The organism is Mucilaginibacter sp. P4_D1 (genome assembly GCF_056401935.1).
This window is the reverse complement of sequence record NZ_JBFUIJ010000005.1, coordinates 157,652-180,052: the sequence shown is the minus strand read 5'-3', so window position 1 is coordinate 180,052 and position 22,401 is coordinate 157,652. Positions and strand designations below refer to the sequence as shown.

The 22,401-nt window shown below is 42.2% G+C and carries 20 protein-coding genes; 11 read left to right on the top strand and 9 right to left on the bottom strand.

Annotated features, from left to right (window positions below; all coding sequences use genetic code 11):
- Positions 1–22: 22 nt before the first annotated feature.
- Positions 23–1,228, top strand: coding sequence for a diaminopimelate decarboxylase (gene lysA, locus AC1DV1_RS07525; RefSeq protein ID WP_477357137.1), 1,206 nt, complete (start codon positions 23–25; stop codon positions 1,226–1,228).
- 72 nt (positions 1,229–1,300) lie between these two features.
- Here lysA and AC1DV1_RS07520 read toward each other — a convergent pair whose 3' ends face one another.
- The 4 genes from AC1DV1_RS07520 to AC1DV1_RS07505 all read right to left on the bottom strand — a co-directional run bounded on the left by AC1DV1_RS07520 (position 1,301) and on the right by AC1DV1_RS07505 (position 4,598).
- Complete coding sequence (locus AC1DV1_RS07520) at positions 1,301–2,065, bottom strand: hypothetical protein (RefSeq protein WP_477357135.1); 765 nt, start codon at positions 2,063–2,065, stop codon at positions 1,301–1,303.
- Positions 2,066–2,168: 103 nt separating this feature from the next.
- Complete coding sequence (locus AC1DV1_RS07515) at positions 2,169–2,822, bottom strand: HAD family hydrolase (RefSeq protein WP_477357133.1); 654 nt, start codon at positions 2,820–2,822, stop codon at positions 2,169–2,171.
- A 253-nt stretch (positions 2,823–3,075) separates the two neighbouring features.
- Positions 3,076–3,972 (bottom strand): hypothetical protein, encoded by an 897-nt coding sequence (locus AC1DV1_RS07510; RefSeq protein WP_477357131.1) that lies wholly within the window; start codon positions 3,970–3,972, stop codon positions 3,076–3,078.
- 197 nt (positions 3,973–4,169) lie between these two features.
- Entirely contained in the window at positions 4,170–4,598 is a 429-nt protein-coding gene (locus AC1DV1_RS07505; RefSeq protein WP_477357129.1) for a hypothetical protein, read from the bottom strand.
- 395 nt (positions 4,599–4,993) lie between these two features.
- On the opposite strand from AC1DV1_RS07505, the gene AC1DV1_RS07500 reads away from it, so the two are divergent.
- Positions 4,994–5,188 carry a cold-shock protein gene (locus AC1DV1_RS07500; protein ID WP_090644815.1) on the top strand — a complete coding sequence of 65 codons (195 nt, stop codon included), beginning with the start codon at positions 4,994–4,996 and terminating at the stop codon, positions 5,186–5,188.
- Between the two features lie 264 nt (positions 5,189–5,452).
- Positions 5,453–5,851 (top strand): YtxH domain-containing protein, encoded by a 399-nt coding sequence (locus AC1DV1_RS07495; RefSeq protein WP_477357127.1) that lies wholly within the window; start codon positions 5,453–5,455, stop codon positions 5,849–5,851.
- 73 nt (positions 5,852–5,924) lie between these two features.
- On the opposite strand, the gene AC1DV1_RS07490 is transcribed toward AC1DV1_RS07495, so the two are convergent.
- Together AC1DV1_RS07490 and AC1DV1_RS07485 are read right to left on the bottom strand one after the other, a co-directional pair.
- Positions 5,925–7,805, bottom strand: coding sequence for a M1 family metallopeptidase (locus AC1DV1_RS07490; protein WP_477357125.1), 1,881 nt, complete (start codon positions 7,803–7,805; stop codon positions 5,925–5,927).
- Positions 7,806–8,081: 276 nt separating this feature from the next.
- Positions 8,082–8,588: a DUF892 family protein gene (locus AC1DV1_RS07485; RefSeq protein WP_477357123.1), complete on the bottom strand. Its 507-nt coding sequence runs from the start codon at positions 8,586–8,588 to the stop codon at positions 8,082–8,084.
- A 136-nt stretch (positions 8,589–8,724) separates the two neighbouring features.
- Between AC1DV1_RS07485 and AC1DV1_RS07480 the strand changes: the two genes are divergently transcribed.
- Positions 8,725–9,672 (top strand): Smr/MutS family protein, encoded by a 948-nt coding sequence (locus AC1DV1_RS07480; RefSeq protein ID WP_477357121.1) that lies wholly within the window; start codon positions 8,725–8,727, stop codon positions 9,670–9,672.
- Between the two features lie 49 nt (positions 9,673–9,721).
- Here the strand turns inward: AC1DV1_RS07480 and AC1DV1_RS07475 are convergent, their stop codons facing one another.
- Entirely contained in the window at positions 9,722–11,011 is a 1,290-nt protein-coding gene (locus AC1DV1_RS07475) for a DUF885 domain-containing protein (RefSeq protein ID WP_477357119.1), read from the bottom strand.
- An 89-nt stretch (positions 11,012–11,100) separates the two neighbouring features.
- On the opposite strand from AC1DV1_RS07475, the gene AC1DV1_RS07470 reads away from it, so the two are divergent.
- Positions 11,101–12,063, top strand: a complete 963-nt coding sequence (locus AC1DV1_RS07470; RefSeq protein WP_477357117.1) for a TolB family protein — start codon at positions 11,101–11,103, stop codon at positions 12,061–12,063.
- Positions 12,064–12,156: 93 nt separating this feature from the next.
- Here the strand turns inward: AC1DV1_RS07470 and AC1DV1_RS07465 are convergent, their stop codons facing one another.
- Together AC1DV1_RS07465 and AC1DV1_RS07460 are read right to left on the bottom strand one after the other, a co-directional pair.
- Entirely contained in the window at positions 12,157–12,858 is a 702-nt protein-coding gene (locus tag AC1DV1_RS07465; protein ID WP_147052543.1) for an NUDIX hydrolase, read from the bottom strand.
- Positions 12,859–13,041: 183 nt separating this feature from the next.
- Positions 13,042–13,464, bottom strand: a complete 423-nt coding sequence (locus tag AC1DV1_RS07460; protein WP_477357115.1) for a secondary thiamine-phosphate synthase enzyme YjbQ — start codon at positions 13,462–13,464, stop codon at positions 13,042–13,044.
- Between the two features lie 169 nt (positions 13,465–13,633).
- Here AC1DV1_RS07460 and AC1DV1_RS07455 point away from each other — a divergent pair, with 169 nt between their 5' ends.
- The 6 genes from AC1DV1_RS07455 (at position 13,634) to AC1DV1_RS07430 (ending at position 22,323) form a co-directional block, all read left to right on the top strand.
- Complete coding sequence (locus tag AC1DV1_RS07455) at positions 13,634–16,219, top strand: ATP-binding protein (protein ID WP_477357113.1); 2,586 nt, start codon at positions 13,634–13,636, stop codon at positions 16,217–16,219.
- A gap of 525 nt (positions 16,220–16,744) precedes the next feature.
- Positions 16,745–17,296, top strand: coding sequence for an RNA polymerase sigma factor (locus AC1DV1_RS07450; protein WP_477357111.1), 552 nt, complete (start codon positions 16,745–16,747; stop codon positions 17,294–17,296).
- Positions 17,297–17,300: 4 nt separating this feature from the next.
- A complete protein-coding gene (locus AC1DV1_RS07445; RefSeq protein WP_477357109.1) occupies positions 17,301–18,119 on the top strand; it encodes a zf-HC2 domain-containing protein in 819 nt (272 codons plus the stop codon).
- An 11-nt stretch (positions 18,120–18,130) separates the two neighbouring features.
- A complete protein-coding gene (locus tag AC1DV1_RS07440) occupies positions 18,131–18,982 on the top strand; it encodes a DUF4097 family beta strand repeat-containing protein (protein WP_477357107.1) in 852 nt (283 codons plus the stop codon).
- Between the two features lie 11 nt (positions 18,983–18,993).
- The gene (locus AC1DV1_RS07435; protein ID WP_477357105.1) at positions 18,994–19,806 is read left to right on the top strand and encodes a DUF4097 family beta strand repeat-containing protein; all 813 of its coding nucleotides are present in this window, start codon (positions 18,994–18,996) and stop codon (positions 19,804–19,806) included.
- A gap of 156 nt (positions 19,807–19,962) precedes the next feature.
- Complete coding sequence (locus AC1DV1_RS07430; protein ID WP_477357103.1) at positions 19,963–22,323, top strand: ABC transporter permease; 2,361 nt, start codon at positions 19,963–19,965, stop codon at positions 22,321–22,323.
- Positions 22,324–22,401: the final 78 nt, after the last annotated feature.

Here is a 22,401-nt window from a genome sequence, read left to right as displayed (position 1 = left end):
CAACGATAAAAGATTTCACAACATGTTTACAACCGATATCATAAATACCTTTAATCAATTAGATACCCCGTTTTATTATTACGATATGGGTGTATTGCGTCAAACTTTGGAAGCCTGCCGCACTGCCTCGGTAAAACATGGCTTTCATGTACATTATGCCATGAAGGCAAACTTTAACCCGAAGGTACTGGATATGATTCAATCTTTTGGTTTTGGTGCCGATTGTGTGAGCGGCAACGAGGTTAGGGCAGCCATTGAACATGGTTTTGACAAAGGCAAAGTGGTTTTTGCGGGGGTAGGGAAATCAGACCGCGAAATAAACTATGCGCTTGATGCTGATATTTTTTGTTTCAATGTCGAGTCGGTTCAGGAGTTGGAAGTGATTAATGAACTGGCTGCTGCCAAAGGCAAAAAGGCCAATGTAGCTATCCGCATTAATCCTAATGTTGATGCACATACACACCATTTTATTACTACCGGCTTAGATGAAAATAAATTTGGCATTAATATATGGCAACTGCCCGATGTGGCTACGGCTTTACGTAAATGTGCCAGCCTGCAATTTTTAGGCATTCACTTCCATATAGGCTCACAAATTACCGATCTGGAGGTGTATAAAAGCCTTTGCACCCGCATTAACGAAATGCAGGATTGGTTTGAAGACCATGGTTTCCCGGTTAAAGTACTAAATACCGGCGGTGGCTTAGGTGTTGATTACTACAGCCCCGACACCAACATTGCCGATTTTGAAAATTATTTCCAGGTTTTTAAAAACTTCCTGAATGTTAAACCAGGGCAAGAGGTACACTTTGAGCTTGGCCGTGCTTTGGTAGCCCAAAGCGCATCGCTGATATCGAGGGTACTGTATGTAAAAAATGGCAAAAAGAAAAACTTCCTGGTACTGGATGCCGGCATGACCGAACTGATACGCCCGATGCTTTACCAGGCTTATCACCAGATAGAGAATATAAGCAAGAGTCAAGAATCAAGAGTCAAGAATCAAGACAACTTATTACTGGCAACTGACGATACGCAATCTGCAACCGATATCAAATACGATGTGGTAGGCCCCATTTGCGAAAGCACAGATTGTTTTCAGAAGGATGTTGACCTGCCGGAGTCATTCCGTGGCGACCTGATTGCTGTGCGTACTGCCGGAGCATATGGCGAAGTAATGGCCTCGGGGTATAACCTGCGTGATAGGGTTGGAAGTATTTATTCGGAATAGCTTGTTTTAAGTCGAAAGTTCTAACTCAAAATCAGACTTCGGACTTTCGACTTAGAACTTAAGACTTTCTACTTAAAACTTTAAACCCACCCTGAACTGTACATAGGTACCACCTTCAACCACGGCAAAATATTGCTTCAATTGTATGAAATAGGAGAACGCAACATAAGTGGGCGTTTTGTAAGTTACATAGTCGTTTTTATTATTGTTKTAAATATTGTCGTTGCCAAATGTTTCGCCGACAAATATCCTGAAACCCATTTGCGTATTGGGCTTGCGGCCGTGAAAAACAATTTCGCTGGTTAAGCCCCCGGTAAAAAGTTCGGTGCGGGTATCGGTATAAAAGTTAGGATCGCCGGTTACGTCCTTTCTGAATTTGGCATAATCGCCAAACTCATGGCTATAAGCCGCTTCAAAACCAATAATCCTGATATCGGTACGGCCATCATTATTGATATAGAAGTTGCCTGATAAACGGCCACCTACCGCGCCAAAGAATTTATCTTTAAAATAATGGGCATCGCCTTGTTGCAAATCATAATTTGCGTAGCTACCTAACGATGTAAAGGCTCCATAAGCCAGGTTGAAGTTTTTAAACGTGTGTGCTTCGCTGATGTTTAACTGGCCGCTGGTAAGCTGATCTGTAAGGTTATTGCCAAAATCGAGCACCAGTCCGGCAGATACATAAGTAGCCGATTTAACACTATCCATCGACATCGGTTTAGGCATGTAGGCAATATCGCTTTTATGCAGCGCAGGGCCGTAAACATGATCGCTGCATGAACTTAACAAACCTAAAAGTAGCGCTGCCGCCGGCAAATAGTATTTTACTTTCATAAAGGTATATTGGTGAAGAATTTAGGGATTAAAAAATCTTTACCAATAATACGCTAAAAACCTAAGTTATGTAACAAAGCCCTGCTAATAAATAGCTTTCTGCCTAAAATGCCAGGGCTTCTATGTACGCGTCATTAAAATCTTCTGAAAAATGGAGTACATTATCCAGGTGTTCAAACTCCTGGGCAACATGGGTGGTAGTAAGCACCACGGCTTTCATACCGGCGTTGGCAGCTGCTTCAACACCCTTGGGTACATCTTCAAATACTATACAGTTGGCTGGTTCGGTATTTAAAAGCTGCGCCGCCTTTAAAAATGTTTCGGGGTGGGGCTTACTTAAAAGCACATCATCGGCGCTTACTATTGCCGCAAAATAGTGCCTTATGTTCAGGTTATCCAGCACAAAGTCGATATTGAACGGGATTGCGGCCGAACCTATAGCCATCGGGATACCTTTTTGATAAGCGGCTTCTAAAAACGCTCTTAAACCGGGTAAAAGTGCCAAATGGGGTAAAAATTCCTGCTGGTACTTTTGCTCTTTTTTGTAAGATAGATCGTTCATCTCATCAACAGTAAAGCGGTTGGCGCCAAACATTCTTACCAGTACTTCGGGGTTTTTGCCATACATCTCTTTTTTTACTTCTTCCCAGGAAAAATTGCCGCCTAACTGGTCGTTTAAAAGCGTTTGCCAGGCTTTAGTATGATAGGGCATGTCATTTATCATGGTGCCATTAAGGTCGAATATAAAGGCCTTCATAGGTATATCTTAAATTTTGGCGCAAAATACACTTTATAAAAACTAAAAATTGCTTCCCCCCGTATATTCATATCATACACCGGTAGAATTTTAGTTAACCACATAGTTAATGCGATATTTAAAACGTAGCTAAAATAATAAGGGAAGTGTTGGGTTGTTTTTTGCGTGGTTATTGATTTAGCAAGTCCATTGGCCCAAAAGGCTGACGGACTTTTTTATTGATAGCTGGTTTGGCTATCGTGCCGTGGTCCCACTAAAGTTTGATGGTTGCACCAATATCAAAATAAAATATACCGGGTTTGTTTATCATGCTGCCGGTGATATTTGCCGGCAGCTTATTTTGCGAAATGGCATATGAAGGCGTGGCATGAAGTATCAGTACGCCAATTTTGTAGGCCATTGGTACCAAAAATTCATAATCAAGCAGGTTAAATTTACTCAGCCTGGTTTTTTGTTTAGTCAGCGCTTTTGCGGTATTTGCTGCAAGTTTGTATTTTTTTTGTGTAAGATAGGCGTCGTAAAAATTTTGAGTACCTGCATTCACCTCTGCCAATGGCGAAATAACCAAAAAATCGTCATCGTTGATAATACCTGTAGTTATGAAATCGTGGGATAAGCCTGCATTTACAAACACATCGTTTTTAAACCCGTTACTCACAAAGTTATAGTCGGCACCTATAGTAGGGCTTATAATGTCTGAAATGTCATAATCAAAGCTTGCGTTGATGGTGCTGTTTATTGAAGAACCTATTTGTGTACTGTTTTTATTATAAAATAATTTTGAAAATGAGGTTTCGGCGCTCATGTTATCGGTAATATCAAAATCATAGCCGCCTGTAAGGTTTCCTTCGTCAAGTTTGCCGGTAATTCGGTTGGGTATATAAGTAACGCTGCCCGAAAAATATACACCGTTGCTAAAAGTATACTTCATATCAGGTATTAGCATCGGGGTTTTTATGGTATCTGCACGCCCCATAATTACATTGTTGTTCAAATAACTAAGACCGAATTTGAAAGCGCCTGCTTTGTCATCTTTATCACTCTTATCTGTTTTATCAACCTTATCTGCAGGGTTACCTTGAGCAAGAATTTGATTTGCACAAAGTAAACAAAGGATAGCTATCAATATTGAAGCGGATACAATTTTCATTCTTTTTTATACATCAATCAAATGGCAACTGTTGGGCTTTACCATTATTATAAAATCGGAATACCAGTTGTTAGCCCGGCTGCCTGCGGCAGGATAGGGAATACGATTCCACCTCTGTTATTAACGCTCAAGGCTTAAATAAGGATATAAAAAAAGCTGCTTGTTTAAAAGCAGCCTTTTTGTATCAAAATTACATTTTACCTTACATGTGTTGCGTGGTGTTTTACCACGTCATGTTTGGCCTGCCTTATTTCTTTCTTTATATCTTTTACTTCTTCCTTGGCTGTCAGGCGTACTTCCCTCGCAGTTTTAACGTTTTTCCTTGCAGCTTTTACATCTTCTTTTGCTGTAGCCAGGTTGGCTTTGGCCGCGGCTATAGTTACTTTATCTGCTTTTTGAGCAATGGCTGCATCCAGCGTTGCCTGCGCAGCTGCCAGTTCCGTTTCGGCGGCGGTTAAGTTTGTTTTAGACGTTGTTACTTCGGTTTTGGCCGATGCTACTTCGGTTTTGGCGGCAACAAGGTTCACTTTTTCATCTACTTTGGGTGGGGCAGCAGGGCTTGAGGTTTGAGCGAAAGCCACGGCTGAAAATAACGTACTGAACGTTAACAGAATTATACTTTTCATGACTTTTTTGTTGGTTCGGATTGGTTATGGTTGTTTACGTTTTTTGCAACTATTTAGTTACACGAATATGACGTAACGGTTATCAAAAGGTTTAAATGTAACTGCTCACAAATATAATATTTATGTTGGCCAATTTCCCAAAACAATTATTTGTTGGATGTGCCATTACGTGAAGGTCTAGTGCCATAGTGACGTAAATTTAATTTGAAAATTTGAGAATTTGAAGATTTGGAAATTAGTTTTTAAGTTTTTCAAAACTGTTGACTTTTAGCTGTTTAGTAGTTATTGATGTGCTTTGTTTTTTAAAACAGGCATTTTCGTTCCTGAATCTTCAGATTCTCAAATCTTCAAATCGAAGAATTTTCCCTACCTTGGTGCCTTTAATAAATAACATAATGCAAAAAGAAGGAACAGTAAAATTTTTTAATGAAACAAAAGGTTTTGGATTTATTACACCAACAAGCGGTGGCCAGGACATTTTTGTTCATTCGACAGGCCTGATCGATGAGATCCGCGAAAACGACAAAGTTGAATTTGAAGTTGAAAACGGCAGAAAAGGTTTAAATGCGGTAAATGTAAAAGTTATCTAAGTATAATATAACCATTAAGCATACCAGGCATCCGCTTTTTAGTGGATGCCTTTCTTTTTTAGTCATTGGTCATTCCGCTGCGCCGTCATTAGTCATTAGGCTGTGCCGTCATTGGTTATTGGTGTTTTAAAGTCCGAAGTCCAAAGATACCAAAGTCCAAAAAGTCTTAACTCTTGGTTCTTGATTCTTCTTCCCCCTCAAAACTGGCATTGTTGTTGTTCTAACTTATTCAAGTTAAATCATATCTACAAAAAAACGAGTAACATGAAAGATCAAGCAAAAATTATAGCCGCACTGTTAGTAGGTGCAGCAGCAGGAGCTGCATTGGGTTTATTGTTGGCTCCCGAAAAAGGCAACGAACTTAGAGACGATATTGCCGATTATATAAACGACCTGGTTGATACCGCTAAAAACAAGGCGCAAACAACTGCCAGTGGCATAAAACAATATAGCAGTGATGCCGTTGAAAGGGCCAAATCAAAATTTAACGGCACTGTTAGCGATCTTTATGATTATAAAGACGATGCTTTGGAAGCAGCAAAATCAAAGGCAAGGGCTGCTACAGAAAAGGCACAACATGTAGCCGAAGAGGTTGTTGATGACGCTAAAGCAAAAGTAAAGACTACTGCAAATAACTGGAACAATACTATACAAAATGCATAATTTTTAGTACTAAGCTAAAAACAAAAAAACCGGCCAGAAATTGCCGGTTTTTTTGTTTTAAATATTATTGATCTTATTTAATAGTGAACGTGTTATTATTCTCGGTTGCGTCCATAAAAATGCCACCGTCTAGGGTTACAGTTTGAATTGTTTTGGCAGTTTTAATGTTGACGGAAATCTGTTTTTCATTTTTTTGCCAAACGGCAGGCGTCTGGTGTTTGGTTTCAGTTGTCCCATCGGCATAAGTTATTTTTACATCAAACGGAATAGCAAAACCGCCAACGTTTTTTATATCGGCAATGTAGCCGTCTTTAACTTTGCCAACTTTTAGCAGGTTAAGGTCGATGTAGTAATTGGTGAAAAACCAGTTATTGAAAAACCAATTGAGGTTAGCGCCGGATATATTGCTCATGGAGTTAAAATAATCCCATGGTATCGGGTGCTTACCGTGCCAGCGGTCCATATAGCCATGCAGGGCTTTTTTAAACAGGTCGTCGCCAAGCATGTCTTTCAACGCAAAATAACTTAATGAAGGCTTACCATACGAGTTATTGCCATAGCCACCCCTCAGTTCGTTCGACATGGTGATAATAGGTTGGTCTTCGGCGGATGATGCATCATGAATCCATCCATTTATCCTGAAGTTTTTATAAAGTGCATCGGCTTTTTCGGCGCCCACTTCGTCGGTGCCAATCAAACGTTCAAAAGTTGTGGCCCAGCCTTCATCCATAAAGGCATAACGGCTTTCGTTAATACCCATATAGAATGGGAAATAAGTATGTGCAATTTCGTGATCCTGAACAAAGGCGGCAAACTGAATATCATCGGTATGGCTGTCATTGACCATCATAGGATATTCCATATCCGCAAAACCCTGGAAAGCCGTCATCTTAGGGAAAGGATAAGGCACGCCCGGCCAGTTGTGCGATAACCAGCTTAACGAATGACGGCCAGCCTGTACGGCATGATGAAAATCTTCAGACTTATCTAAAAAGGCAGCCTGCATACTTGCCCTGCGGTGCGTGGCATCGTCAACAATGGCGCTTGCGGCATCCCATACATAATGATCGCTAATGCCAACAGCCATATCGCTGATATCATTGGCTTTCCAAACCCAGCTGTTTTGGCCTTTTTGCGCTGTAATTTCTTTTTTGGCAAGGTCGGCAGCGGTTGCTACATGTATGGTCGAATCGCTGGTCATGGATGTTGCCAGGCGTTTGGCGTATTCTGGTTGTAAAACCTGGTTAGGGTTTTGCAATGTGCCTGTTGCCCAAACTATATAGTTTTTAGGGGTGTTTACGGTAAGGGTGTAATCGTTAAAATCGTTATAAAACTCCTGTGCGTCTAAAAAAGGCAGCCTGTCCCAGCCGTTATAATCGTCATAAACTGATACACGTGGGTAAAAATAGGCCAGGTAATAGGAGGTAGAGTCTATCATACCCTCGCGTCCACTTTGTAACGAGATCTGGAAATGCCAGTCGATATCCAGTTTCAGCGAATCATGCGGCATTAAAGGTTTTGTCAAACTTACCGCCATATTGGTTGAAGCTCCTTTACTATTAACTTTCTTAGCCTCGCCATTAATCAAAAACTTATCGAACTGAATGCCGCTGGTCAGGTAATCTTCGTCTGCATCTCCAAACCGTGCAACACCCGGTTTGTGAATATTCAGTATCAGCTTCATATTAAGCCTTTTCAGCGTATCAGGGCTGTTATTTACGTAACTTATGGTTTCTGATCCCTTGATATTTCTATCTGGCGGTAGTGCAGTAATGGTGATGTTGTAAGTGCCATGGTTTTGCCAGTATTTTTGCCCGGGTTTACCATCGGCCTGTCGCGTTCCTTTTGTAAACGCTTTTTGAATATCACGCGGCATGTACAAGGATTGGGCCCTTACCTGCGTCAACGCAAAACAAGATAACGCGCATAACGCGATTGGTTTGATCAGTTTCATAATATAAATAAATTCAGTGTGTCAACTTTTGTAAAGATGCTTTTAACATCAAATAGTTACAAACTAAATAAAAATTTAACACACATACTTACTGGTCAGTTTTTCGTAACAAAATTGTAACATCTTTTTAATTGAGAATAAATAGTTTGCGATTATGGGAAATATTTTTTTTATTTGTTCAAGTTATTTTAATAGGGGTATTAAATAACTAATATTTAAGCCATCCGAACTTGTTCGGGTGGCTTTATTTTTTCATAATGGTGTTAAAAAGGGTGTTTACTCCTCGGTAAGGTATTCCTTTGATATAAGCACAAACAGGCGGTCGTTGTCTGTCGATTCGTCAAAACATTCAGTAAGTAATTGGTTAACCTTATCGTATTTCAACAATTTGGCAACCATCATCAGCATTCGACAGGATGTAATACTAACATGCTCAAGTAATTGCAGGTACATGATGATGTCCATATCACTCAAAATAGTTATTTCCTGTTTTTCATCCAGGCAAAACTCATCTTTGACAATTGATTTTATGGGGTTGCAGTTTTTATCCGACGGCGTTTCGCCCATATAGGCATAAACTTCGTCCATACGGGCTATCTGTTTTTTAATATCACCCCAAAACTCGTGTATGGCCAGTTGTAAATTGTTGAAGGAAGCCAGGCTTATAATGTGCTCCATGTTATTATTAAGATAACACTTGCCAAAGTAAATGCGGTTAAGGTTGTGTAAAAACACCTGTTTTAACGAATAATGGTTTAAGTAATTAGGGGTATTACCGCTCATATCTTTAAAAATAAATGTTGTGATCAGTAGATTAACTTACCGGAAGGTTGACCAAAAGTAATACTTATAGGGTTAATTTTATTTTATATTTTWATGTGCCCATATAAGCTAACTTTGCCTGCTGATAAGCATGACTATGAAATATAAATTAGGCGATTTTGTTCGGTTTGTTGACGAAAAAATGGAAGGTTTTGTAACGCGCATTATTGACGACCAAATGATAGGCGTAACCGGCGATGACGAATTTGAAATACCGGTGCTGGCCAGTAAAGTAACAACGGTACATGGCTATGAACCCGCAGGGACAAAAAAGACAACTGTAACCGATGAAAAACCAGTTGATTTGGGGTTATTTGAAAAAAAAGGCATTTATATTGGGGTGGTAGCCGATGTAAAGGCTCCTTCTGTAGTGCATTTCCATTTGGTTAATACCACATCGTTCCAGCTATTGGCAGCCTTTAGTACCGAAAAGCAACAGGTATTTAAAGGCGAGTTTGCCGGTGTAATAGCTCCATCATCCGCAGAAAAAATTTACTCGGCTCAACTGGCCGATTTGCAATTATGGCCGTTGTTTACTTTCCATATTGTTTATAACACCCAACAGAATATCGAACCACCTTTGCCATTGGTTGTAAAAGAAAAATTTAAGGCAAAAGACTTTTCATCAACCAAAAAACAGGTGCCTTTGTTAAACCAGGCCGGGTGGCTGATAAGGCTTGACGAACCGGATTTGGTGATAGATGCCCAAAAATTAAAAGAAAGCTTTTTTAAGCCCGCCGAAGAAAAGGTTGTATTTGAAAAGCCGGTAAGCGAGGTTGATTTGCATATAGAGAAGCTGCGCGACGACCACCAGTTTTTACAGGCCAGCGAAATGATTCAGATCCAGCTGGCCCACTTTCACAAAGCCCTTGACTCGGCCATAGTACATCAGCTGCCTGATATTACATTTATTCATGGGGCAGGCAACGGCATTTTACGGCATGAGCTGCATAAACTATTGGGCAAACACCCTAAAGTACAAACCTTTATGGATGCCCGTAAAGAAAAATTTGGCTACGGCGCCACAAAGGTGATCCTGAAATAAAACAGGTAAATAAAACCCGCGGTAGTGTAAATAACATTGCGGGTTTTATTTACCTGAATACATTTTCTTTTACTAAAAACAAGGGTAGCGAGCCATGATCTAACACGCGCGAGTGAAAGTCCCTAATGTTAAACTCCGTGCCCTGCTTTCTTTGCAATTCCTCTTTCCAGTGCAGTATTTGCAGCGCTCCGTATTTGTAAGTAACTACCTGGGCAGGCCAACGGCGCATGCGGGCAATTTCGCGCAAGGCAATGTCATCCTGGTTGCGGATGTTCTTTTTCCAGAAAGCAAGGGCCTGTTCATCAGTCCAGCCATAATAGTTTAGCCCAACGTCAAGCGGCACGCGTACCGAGCGTACAATATCCCATTCCCACTTGCCCAACTTATCATAAGGCGTTTGGTATACCCCCAATTGCTTGCCTAATTCTTCGGTATAAGCACCCCATCCTTCGGCAAAGCCCATGTAATAAAAAAGCTGCTGTACCGCCGATGTTTTGGTTTTGCTTTCAACACTTGCCTGGTAGTGGTGCCCCGGCACGGCCTCGTGTATAAACAACCAATCGTATTGGCGCTTGTTATAAGGCTTATCAAAAAGGTTATAGTAAAAAGTGTTGTTATCGTAATAGCCGGGTGTTTGCGCCAGCTGCCTGCTCTCGCCTGCCTTGATCTTTAAAGGGTTTGGCTCCGCATCATTAAACAGCCTGGGCAGGTTGGTATATATAATTGCTTTGGTATGCTCAAAGCTTTGTTGCACTACTTTGGGGTCGCTTTCAAAAAAAACAGCATCATTTAAATGTTTATAAAAAGCATCATCTGATAAGCCGGTTTGTTGCCGCACTAATTCAATGTGCCGCTGTACACGGGCCACCTCTGTAAGGCCGAATTTGTAAATTTCGTCGGGTGTTACATCGGCGCTTACCCATCGTTTTAATAAGTAGGCATACCATGCCTTACCGTTTGGGATAGTTATAATGCCGCCTACGGATATTTTATCCGGGCGATGTTTTATCCATTCCTGTTCCAACGCCAGGCGCTCCAGGTTTAGGCCAGTTTCATAAGTAATCAGGTTATAATCCAGCTTTTGCGCCGGCGTTAGTTTATCGGCTTTATAATTTAAAAGGCCAGACTGTGTCCAGGTAAAGAAAGCGGTTTGTTTTTGTGTATTTTCGGCGGTGCCAATATGTTCCAGTCCACTCACATAACTCAGCTCAAGCTGTGGCAGGTTAAGAGCTTTGTAGTCGCTTACAAACTTATCCGAAAAAGCATCAAACTTTTCTTGCGCGCCTGCATTAAATAAGCACAACATTAAAAAGTAAAAACAACATAAACTTATCTTCATCAACAGGTATTTGAATGGTTAACATATTCGATGATAATTTGGCGCCGATGTTACAAAACATGCGTTTTATAATGTAAATTGTAACCGCCATGTATAAATTTATTTTTGTTATTCTCTTATTAATTATAGGCAATAAAACCATCGCGCAGGTAAATTATCCCGATGCAGTATTACCAACTGATACCCCAAGACTTTTTGCTAAAGGACTACTAACAGATGGACTAAGCAACCGCGATTTTGCCATATCGCCAAAAGGCGACGAGATATTTTATACTTTACAACAGCCCCGTTTTGTAACAAGCACCATTTTACAACTGGTTAAAAATAACGGTAAATGGGGCAAGCCACAGGTAGCCCCGTTTTCGGGCCGATATAAGGATCTGGAAGCGACGTTTTCGCCCGATGGGCAGACGGTTTATTTCTCGTCAGACAGGCCCACGGTAAGTAATCCCACAAAAAAAGACTTTGACATTTGGCGGGTTAAGCGTAACCCGAACGGTACATGGACAGAACCGGAGAACTTAGGCCCGATAGTTAACACAGATAAAAACGAATTTTACCCCAGCATAACCCGCAGCGGCAACCTGTATTTTACGGTAGAGGCCGACTATGGCAAGGGCAGCGAGGATATTGTAATTTGCAAACCGGCAGCAGCGGGCGGTTTTGGCAAGCCAGAGAGCCTGCCCGAAGACATCAATACCCAATATGATGAATTTAACGCTTTTGTTGATCCTGACGACCAATTCATCCTCTTTAGTTCGGATGGCCGGCCGGATAACCTTGGCCGCGGAGATTTATATATGAGCCGTAAAGATAAAGCAGGTAACTGGCAGCCGGTAAAGCATCTACCTGGGCCTGTCAATTCTATCGCCATTGATTACTGCCCTTTTGTAACATGGGATAAAAAGTACCTGGTATTTACCAGCAGCCGGTTAAATAAAGATTTTACAAATGGTAAACCCAAAACCTATCTGCAATTAAAGAAATTGCTAAGTGATGCGGGAAATGGCTGGGATGATATCTATTGGGTGAAATTCAACCCCGATTGGTAACAATAGAGTGGAGAAACTAACGAAGTTTTTAAAACTTCGTTAGTCTGGGATCTTTCGAGTTTTGATAAGCAGAAACGAAGACCCTTATTGCCCCTACAAGCTATCCGGATTTGGGATGAAATTCATGAACGCCTGGAATTTGGCATAATAATTTTGCATGTTTAACTGGTAATAGTACGCGCCCCGTTTGGATCCCGCTTTATCCTTATCAGCAAGTTTAATAAGCAGTCCTGTAGCCAGTACCCGTTTACTAAAGTTGCGCTTATCAATAGTGGTATTAAACACGCTCTCATACAGGATCTGTAACTGTGGTATGGTAAATTTTGTTGGCAACAACTCAAATAGGATAGGGTGCATGGCCGCTTTGTAGCGGATACGCTTGCGTGCCTGTTCAACCATTTCCTGCTGGTCGAATATTAGTTTTGGCACCCGTTTTAGCTGAAACCATTCGGCGTGGTAATCGGCGCTTATCTGGGTTTCATATTTATGAATGTCAATCAAAGCAAAATAAGCTACAGAAACGGTGCGTTCCAATGGATCGCGGTTTGGATCGCCGAAGGTGTATAATTGTTCAAGGTACACGCCTTCAAGGCCGGTAAGCTGCTTCAGGATACGGTTGGCGGCCTGGTCAAGGCTCTCTTCATTCTGAACAAAACCACCCATTAAGCTCCAGTTACCCTTTTCGGGTTGGAATCCTCTTTTGATCAGTAATATTTTTAAAACCTCCCCGTCAAAGCCAAAAATTATACAATCTACAGCTAATAATAACCTGGTTTGTTTCGAATACTTCTGCATTTTTATCGTAAAGGTTTATAACAAAAACAAATATATAATAACATTTGGGATATGTGAAGCCCTGCCTAAGCCATCGCCGGCCTATAGTGTTTAATTAGTGTGTTTAAGACGGTAATTTGACAAAAAATAAAGAAAAATCTGCAATGAATTTTTTGGCAAAACTTTGGCGCGGAACGGATAGGGCTATTCTCCCCAGGCGGTAATTACCAAATCGCGGCTGCCACCATAATTACGGTGTTCGCATAAATAAATACCCTGCCAGGTACCAAACGCCGGCCTGCCGTTACGGATAGGTACCGTTACCGAACTTCCCAGCATTGCCGCTTTCAGGTGGGCGGGCATATCGTCAGATCCTTCATCATCGTGCCGGTAGTCGGGGTCATTTTCGGGCACAGCTTTGTTAAAATACATTTCAAAATCCACGCGCACAGTTGGATCGGCATTTTCATTAATAGTGAGCGATGCCGAAGTATGTTGAATGAAAACCTGTAACATGCCTACCCTGATACTGGCTATTTGCGGTAGTGCCTGCAGCACCTCACCGGTTATTAAATGGAAACCTCGTTTGCGTTCGCGTAGTCGGATAGCTTGCTGGTGTATCTGCATTTTGAAAAACTGTACTTAGGTAACAAATTTAGGGAGTATTAGTTTAAAAATGTATTATTCAGGGCAGCTATGATATTGTTTTGTTAAAACAAATTAATCCTGGGGTTTATTTTAATTATTACTTTAAATTTTGCAAAACACCAAGTAAATTGCGGCTTATAACCTATCTATGTCTATAAATATTGGTCCGTCTGCCCAAACGCTTAAAGCATTGGAAACCGTTCCGGTTTCTATAGCTATCCTGTCGCCGCAATTGCTGATATTAACTGCCAGTGATCAATATTTAAGAGAAACAGAAACCATCCGCGAAAACATAGTAGGGCGCAATGTATTTGACGTTTTTCCTGATAACCCTAATACGCCGGAAGCGAAGGGGGTATTCAACTTGAATGCTTCGCTGCAATCAGTTTTGAGCAATAAGCAGCCCCATAAAATGGACCTGCAGCATTATGATGTACCACACCCTGTTGTGGCCGGCAAATTTATAACCCGCTATTGGGAGCCTTTAAATGCTCCTGTTTTTGACGATGCCCATAATATCCAGTACATAATTCATATGGTTACCAATGTAACCGATAAGGTATTGGCCGAAAAGAGGCTCGCGCTTTCAAAAGATGAGCTTATAATAGTTAACAGTAAATTGAGTGAGGCCAACCATGAAATACAAGCCACGGTAGAAGAGCTGGAGGCCAGCAACGAAGAACTGCTGGCAACACAGGAAGAATTGCAGCGGGCGAACGTATTATTAGAAGAACGGGTTGCCAGGCGCACCAAAGAACTATTTGAGAGTGAACTGAATTTAAGAACCCTAATAGCTACAGCGCGTAACCCGCTGGCTATAATAAGAGGACGTAATTGGACAGTTGAAATAGCAAACCAGGCAATTGCCGATATTTGGGGTAAAGTTGCCGGAGATATTACCGGGAAACAGCTTCTGAAACTATTGCCCGAATTAGAAGGGCAGCCCTTTGCCGCTTTCTTGGCCAGGGTTTACGATACAGGTATCAGCTATGGTGAGGATGAAGAATTATTTTATTTAAATACACCGGCCGGTACGGTAGTTAAATACATAAGCTTTTACTACGACCCCTTGTTTGATGCAGATGGAAATGTAACGGGGATAGTAGTTGCCGCTAACGATATTACAGGGCTTGTTGAAGCCAGGCAGCTATTGGAAAAAAGCTACGACCAGCAAAAGGCGCTTAACGAAGAGATAGGCGCATCAAATGAGGAATTGGCTGCCGCAAATGAAGAGCTGCTGGCTACCAACGAAGAACTGATACAAGCAAAGGAGAATTTAAGTGCGAACATTATTGAACTGGCCGAGCGTGAGGCTAAGCTAAGTTATATGCTGGCCGATGCTCCTGTTGCAATTGCCGTGTTGAAAGGCCACAATTTTATTGTTGAATCGGCCAATAAAAAGGTTTTAGAAGTATGGGGGAAAACTGACGATATTATTGGCAAACCCCTGCAAGAGGCGATACCAGAGTGGATTGGACGAAAGTATTTGGATTTACTTGGCAATGTATATGTTAGCGGCACACCTTACTACGGCAATGAAGTTAAAACCTTATTGGAACAGGAAGGGAAAATTGAAGAGGTATACTCCAACTTTGTTTATCAGCCATTAAAAGACCCGGCAGGTAAAACTACCAGTATTATGTTGCTGGCCCATGTGGTAACCGAGCAGGTAAAAGCCCGAAAAGCCATTGAACGGGCCGAGGAAAAGCAGCGTATTGCTGTAGAGGCTGCCGATATGGGTACATGGTACATTAATGCAGCTACACGGGAATTAATTACAAATGGCAGGCTTAGGCAGTTGTTTGGTTTTAATGCCGACGAGGAAATGCCATACGATGCAGCTGCCCGGCAAATACCGGAACCTTACCGCCAAATGGTGCTCAACTCTATTGAACATTCTATAGAAACCGGTGCCCTGCATGAAATTGAACACCCTATTGTTGGTTATCATGATAACCAAACCAGGTGGGTAAAAGCTACGGGTAAGTTATATGAAGCAGAACCTGGTAAACCCTCGCATTTTTCGGGTGTAATGTTTGATATAAGCGACCGCCGCGAGCAGGAACAACGGAAAGATGATTTTATAAGTATTGCCAGCCACGAACTTAAAACCCCTATTACCAGTCTTAAAGCATCATTGCAATTGCTTGAGCGGATGAAGGATGATCCATCGTCGCAAATGCTGCCAAGGTTGATAGAGCAATCGAGCAGGAGCATGGGCAAAATAAGTGCCCTGGTTGAAGACCTGCTAAATGTGAGCCGGATGAACGAAACAAAACTGCAACTTCATAAGGAACCCTTTAATATTGCAGCCATGCTGAACGTGTGCTGCAACCACGTGCGTATAACCGGTAAGCATGAACTTATAGTTCAGGGCGACGAAAGTTTAATTGTTTATGCCGACGAACAACAGGTAGACAAGGTATTGGTAAACCTGGTAAACAACTCTGTTAAATACGCGCCCGAGTCAAAAATTATCTATATCGTCATCGAAAAACTGGATGATTTTGCGAGGATATCTGTAAAAGATACTGGCCCGGGTATGTCAAAAGAAAAAATAGGCCATCTTTTTGATCGTTACTACCGTGCCGAACCCGCCAGCTACCAAAACGCGGGGCTGGGCCTGGGCTTGTACATCAGCTCTGAAATTGTAAAACGCCATGGTGGCGAAATTGGGGTGGAGAGTGAATTAGGGCAGGGGAGTACGTTTTGGTTTACATTGCCGCTGGAGTAGGTATGGCGGTCGTTAGGGGATAAAATGAATCGTTGCCTGCGTTCAAACCGGTGTTTAGTGCTTTACGCCTTGAATGCCTTTTTGAAAGTTTTTACCTTTCGCTTCCAGGGTAAACGCATCTAATTGGGTTAACATAACTTAACACATTTTAGATAAAAAATTTATAAATATTTGATAATCAATATTTTATATTTTATCATGGTTAACATTAAAATTGGCAAAATTTAGGCGCATCCCAATAATTATGCCTGTTGTTGGCCAATACAAGCCCCTTCGGTAGCGGGGGATCATTTAACCAGGATCGGTCAATAAAAACACGGTTTCGTTTGATGCTTGTATCTTCCCGGCTACGTAAGCTCATTCCATTGGCTATTTAGATGCGTTTGCCCTGCTATCGCCTTTCACCTTTCACCTTTCGCCTTTTACCTTTCACCTTTCGCCCTTTTCCAAAAAAAAGTTTAAATTTCCTGTAACCAATTAAAATTACGGCGGTCTCCAATATATAACTAACGCAACCAGGCCTTTTTGAACGCACTAAGTGATAACACGATCATGCTCCGGGTAAAAGCTGGAGATCTGGATAGGATGGGACTGCTGTTCCAAAGGCATTACCGTGCCTTATATGGCTTCCTGTTCCACATGACCTATCAGCGCGAGGCCAGCGAGGATATGGTACAAACCGTGTTTTACAAAATGCTGCGGTATCGTAGCAGTTTTACAGGCGAGGGGGAATTTGTGGCCTGGATGTACCAGATTGCCCGTAACGTGTTAAAAGACAATGCCAAAAAAGGCAGTAAACAAGGTGTACACCAGGATGTAGGCGAATTGGCCGACAGGCTGCCGGGAGGCACCAGCGCCGATGAGCACCTGGAAAAAAAGCAGGCCAATGCCGGGTTATACAATGCGATGGAAAAGCTGAGCGATGACAACCGGGAAATACTGACGCTCAGTCGTTTCCAGGAGCTGAAGTACCAGGAAATAGGGCAAGTTTTAGGTATTACCGAAGGCGCTGCCAAAGTACGCGCTTTTAGGGCTATGCAGGAGTTAAAAGATATTTACGCCAAAATGGAACGTTAAACAGATGAAGATGAATTGTGCGCAATACGAAGAAAAATTTAGCGGATATATAAGCAATGAGTTAACCGCTGCCGAGCGTGATGGGTTTGAAAAACACGTATCGGGTTGCGAGGATTGTATGCAGCAACTTGCCGAAATGCAGCAGGTATGGGGTTTGATGGGCGATATACAGCCACCTGAACCGGGCGCCCATATGGAGCTAAAGTTTAAAGCGATGCTGGATACCTACAAGGAATCGGTTGAGGAGAGCAAGCCTGGCTTTAATATAAAAGAACAATTTGCCCGCTTTTGGCAATGGCAGCAGCGCTGGCCGCTGGCGTATAGCCTGCTTATTGTACTGGTTAGTTTTGGCGCCGGGTACCTGGCTTTCAGGGGAAGCACCGGCGGTAAACAAGACGAGCAGTTGAAAGACCTTACATCGCAGGTACATGAATTGAAACAAACCATGATGCTTGCGTTGTTGGAAAATCCGTCGGCATCTGAAAGGATAAGAGGGGTAAGCTATACCAGCGAGATTAAGCATGCCGATAAGGAGGTTATTGATGCTTTGTTTGCCACCCTTAACAACGATCCGAATGTGAACGTGCGTTTAAGCACACTGGATGCCTTAACCCACCTGGCCGCACATCCGGAAGTACGGCAGGGACTTATAGCATCCATCGTTCAGCAGGATTCGCCGCTGTTACAATCGGCCATTGCCGATGTGATGCTGAAGCTGCAGGAAAAAAGGTCGGTTAATTCGTTTAAAGAGTTACTGAAACAAAAAGGACTAAATCCTGGTGTAAAAGACAAAATCAAACAAACCATAACACAACTCATTTAAAAATAACCATTATGAAACCAGTTTTATTTGCCGTTTTTTCGGCACTCGGGCTATGCCTTGCCCAAAACAGCGTACAGGCACAGGAGTATAAAGAGCACATTACCAAACAATTTGCCGTTAGCGGCGGCACGATTGCAGTATACAACATTTGGGGAACCATTAAAGTAGAAGGCTACAGCGGCGACAAAGTATTAATGGAAATTGACGAAACCATCAAGGGCAAAACCCAGGCCGATGTTGACATAGCCAAAAAAGAAGTTAAGCTGGGCTTTGATCAGAAAGCGGATAGTGTGATAGCGTATACTGCCGAACCTTATGATACCCGGCCGCATACCTGGAACCGTAACGATGAAGGCCACCGGAGGGATTATATTGTACACCTGGATTACACCATCAAAGTGCCCTTTAATGCAAGCCTGGCAGTATCAACAGTAAACGATGGCCATATTACCGTTAAAGATGTATACGGATCATTAAAAGTGAACAACGTAAACGGCTCATTAGAGATCGTCAACGCCAAAGGAACCACCATTGCGCACACTGTAAATGGCCCGGTAACAGTGAATTACCTGGCTGTGCCTCCCGGCGAATCATCGTACCATACCATCAACGGGCAAATGAATATTACCTATCCGGCAAACCTATCGGCCGACCTGACTTTTAAAAGCATGAACGGGCAGTTTTTTACCGACTTTCCGGATGCCCAGGTAATGCCCAGCAAAGTAGTAAAAACCGAGGCAAAAAGTGGGGCGGGCACTACTTATAAACTCAGTTCCAATTCTGATGTGCGTATCGGTTCGGGCGGTAAACTATTCAAATTCGAGACCCTTAACGGGAATATTTATATCAAAAAACAACAATAACAAACGATAAGATGAAAACGATAAAATTTTTAAGTGTATTCGCGATAGCTACCCTGATAACAACCCGGCTTTTGGCGCAGGAACAACTGGTAGTTCCGCTGAGCGATCCCGGCAAACCCTTTAAACTGAACGTAGGCTTGATAGATGGATCAATTACGGTGATAGGCTACGAAGGTAAAAGTATTGTTGTTGAAGGTCAGCTCGATGAAAAACGCAAAGACCGGGATAAAGAAAAGGAAAAAGTAAACGGTATGCATCGTTTAAACAGCAACGGCATGGATATCAGCGCCCAGGAAAATAACAACCAGGTAACAGTACACAGCAGCATGGGCAAACAGGTTAATTTAACCATCAAGGTTCCTAAAACCACGTCCACTTTTAAAATATCAACTGTAAATGGCGGCGATATTACAGGCAGCAACCTGGATGGTGAATTGGAAGTAAGTAACGTAAATGGTTCTATAAAACTTACAGATATATCGGGTTCTGTGGTAGCAACCACCGTAAACGGCCCGGTAATCGTTACTTTTAAATCCATCGACCCAAAAGCAGCTATGGCATTTTCGACCCTGAATGGCAAAATCGATGTTACCTTTCCTGCAAGCCTGAAGGCCAATGTAAAATTGAAATCGGACAGAGGCGATATATTTACCGATTTTGATGTATCCACCGAGCAACAAAAGCCCAACGTAACCCGCACCAATAAAGACGGCATGTACGGCCTGAAAGTTGATGAATGGGTATACGGCAAAATTGCAGGCGGCGGCCCCGAACTAATGATGAAAACCACCTTTGGCGCGGTGTATATCAGGAAAGCGAAGTAGTTTTTAATTTGAAGATTTGAAAATTTGAGGATTTGAAAATGCAACGGAAACGCCTGGCAGCGAAGGCTTATTCCCATAGCAATAATCATCAAACTCATTTTCAAATTTTCAAATCCTCAAATTTTCAAATCGATATTAATTTTCAAATTCAATACTGTGTTCAAAAATTATCTAAAAACAGCCTGGCGAAATTTGCTCAAGAATAAGTTTTATTCGGTTATCAATATAGCCGGTTTAACCCTTGGTTTGGCTATTGGTATCCTGATACTCATTTGGGTGCAGGATGAATTAAGTTTTGATAGTTTCCATACCAAAGCGCCGGATATTTACCGGCTGGAATTGTTTGGCGGCACGGGTGCCAGCAGGCAGATATATAGTGTAGGCGTAGCGCCTATTGGCCCTATGGCCAAACAGCAATTAACCGAGGTGAAGGAGTGTGTACGCATTACCGGTAATTATAATTTTTCGCTGTACAAATACAAGGATAAGGTTTTTGGAGATGAGAATGCCGCCTTTACTGATCCTTCGTTTTTTTCGATGTTCGATTTTCATTTGATAAAAGGGGATGCAGACAAGCCATTTAATGATGATAATTCAGTTGTTATCACCCAAAAAACCGCGCAAAAATTCTTTGGCGATCAGGATCCGATTGGTAAAGTCATCATTGCAGACGGGAACAAAGCCAATTTTACAGTAAGCGGTGTAATAGCTGATTTTCCTAAAAACTCCAGCATCAATTACGATATGCTGATGCCTATGAGCTTTCACGAAAAAGCGATGCTGGCAAGCAAAAACGACCTCAGTAATAACTTCAGCTTTTTTAATTATGAAACGTATTTACAGCTCAAACCGGGCTCGGCAACTAAAGCATTAACCACCAAAATACGCCAGATTCACCTTAACCATAAGGCTGATGATACTGATGCCGAATACCTGCTGTTGCCGATATCTAAAATGCGCCTATACAATGCTGATATGACGGATAGGGGTATATCTACCGTGCGCATCTTTATTATCATAGCGCTGTTGATACTGGTTATCGCCTGCATCAATTATGTAAACCTTTCAACCGCGCGATCTATGCTCCGGTCAAAAGAAATCAGCATGCGTAAAATTATCGGCGCAGCCAAAATGCAGCTGTTTATGCAGTTTATTGTGGAGACGGCATTACTGTTTTCGCTGGCCGCACTGTTGGCAATCGGGTTGATATTTATATTAATGCCGATGTTTAACCATCTGCTCAACAAGCAAATGATGTTTAACCTTGGCGACTATCAGGTATGGCTCATTCTTCTCGCTGCCATCGGCGGCACCTTAGCGCTATCGAGTATTTACCCTGCTTTGCTGCTGTCTTCATTCGAGCCGTTAAAAGCTTTAAAAGGGAAAATCTCGGCAGGTATTGGCGATGTGTTATTCCGCAAAATATTGGTGGTAACCCAGTTTGTGTTTTCGATTGTGCTTATCATCAGTACCATGGTTATTACGGGGCAGTTAAACTACATCCGGCAGAAGAATTTGGGCTATGATAAGGAGAATGTAATTAGCTTTTGGATGCGTGATATGGCATCGCACTATGATGCGGTGAAGGCCGAACTATTGAAGCAACCCGGCGTACTGGCCGTCACCCGGTCTAACCAAAATATAGTGCGCTTTGGCGGTTTTACGGGCTGGCTGGATTGGGACGGTAAAGATCCTAAACAAAACATGATGATTCACCCGATTGTGGTGGATAAGGACATGGTATCCTTTTTTAAAATGAATATGAAAGAGGGGACTACGTTTACCGGTTCGATAGCTGATACTTCGTATTATGTGTTGAATGAAGCAGCCATCAAGGAAATGGGTATCACTAACCCTATAGGCAAAAGTTTTACCATGCAAGGTGTTAAGGGCACCATCATAGGCGTAGTCAAAAATTTTCATTACGCATCTATGAAAGTGAAAATTGCACCTGCCATGTTTTGGTACAAGCCCGCGTACCTAAACACCATCTACATTAAAACCACTGGTCGCGATGTGCAGAAGGCAATAAGTGCGGCCGGGAAGCAATTTAAACAATATAATGGCGAGTACCCATTTGCCTACAATTTTCTGGATGATCTTTTCAATAAAATGTACCAAAGCGAGCAGCAGGAGGGTAAGCTATTCAGCTATTTTGCTGGTATTGCCATATTTATATCATGCCTTGGTTTATTGGGTTTGGCCGCCTACACCGCCCAGGTGCGTACCCGCGAAATTGGCGTGCGCAAAGTGTTAGGTGCAAGTGTAAGCGGTATAGTAAGCCTGCTGGCCCGCGATTTCATAAAATTAGTTTTGATAGCAATTCTTATCGCGTCGCCCCTGGCCTGGTACGCCATGTATAAATGGCTGCAGGATTTTGCCTACAAAATAAATGTAAGCTGGCTGGTATTTGTATTTGCCGGGTTTATGGCCATACTTATTGCCTTTGCTACCATAAGCTTCCAGGCGGTTAAAGCTGCTTTGATGAACCCGGTAAAAAGTTTGAGGAGCGAGTAGGTGAAGGTGAAAGGTAAAGGGTGAAAGGTAAAAGGTATGTTATGTTTTTCCCCTTTGCCTTTTGCTCTCTCGATATCC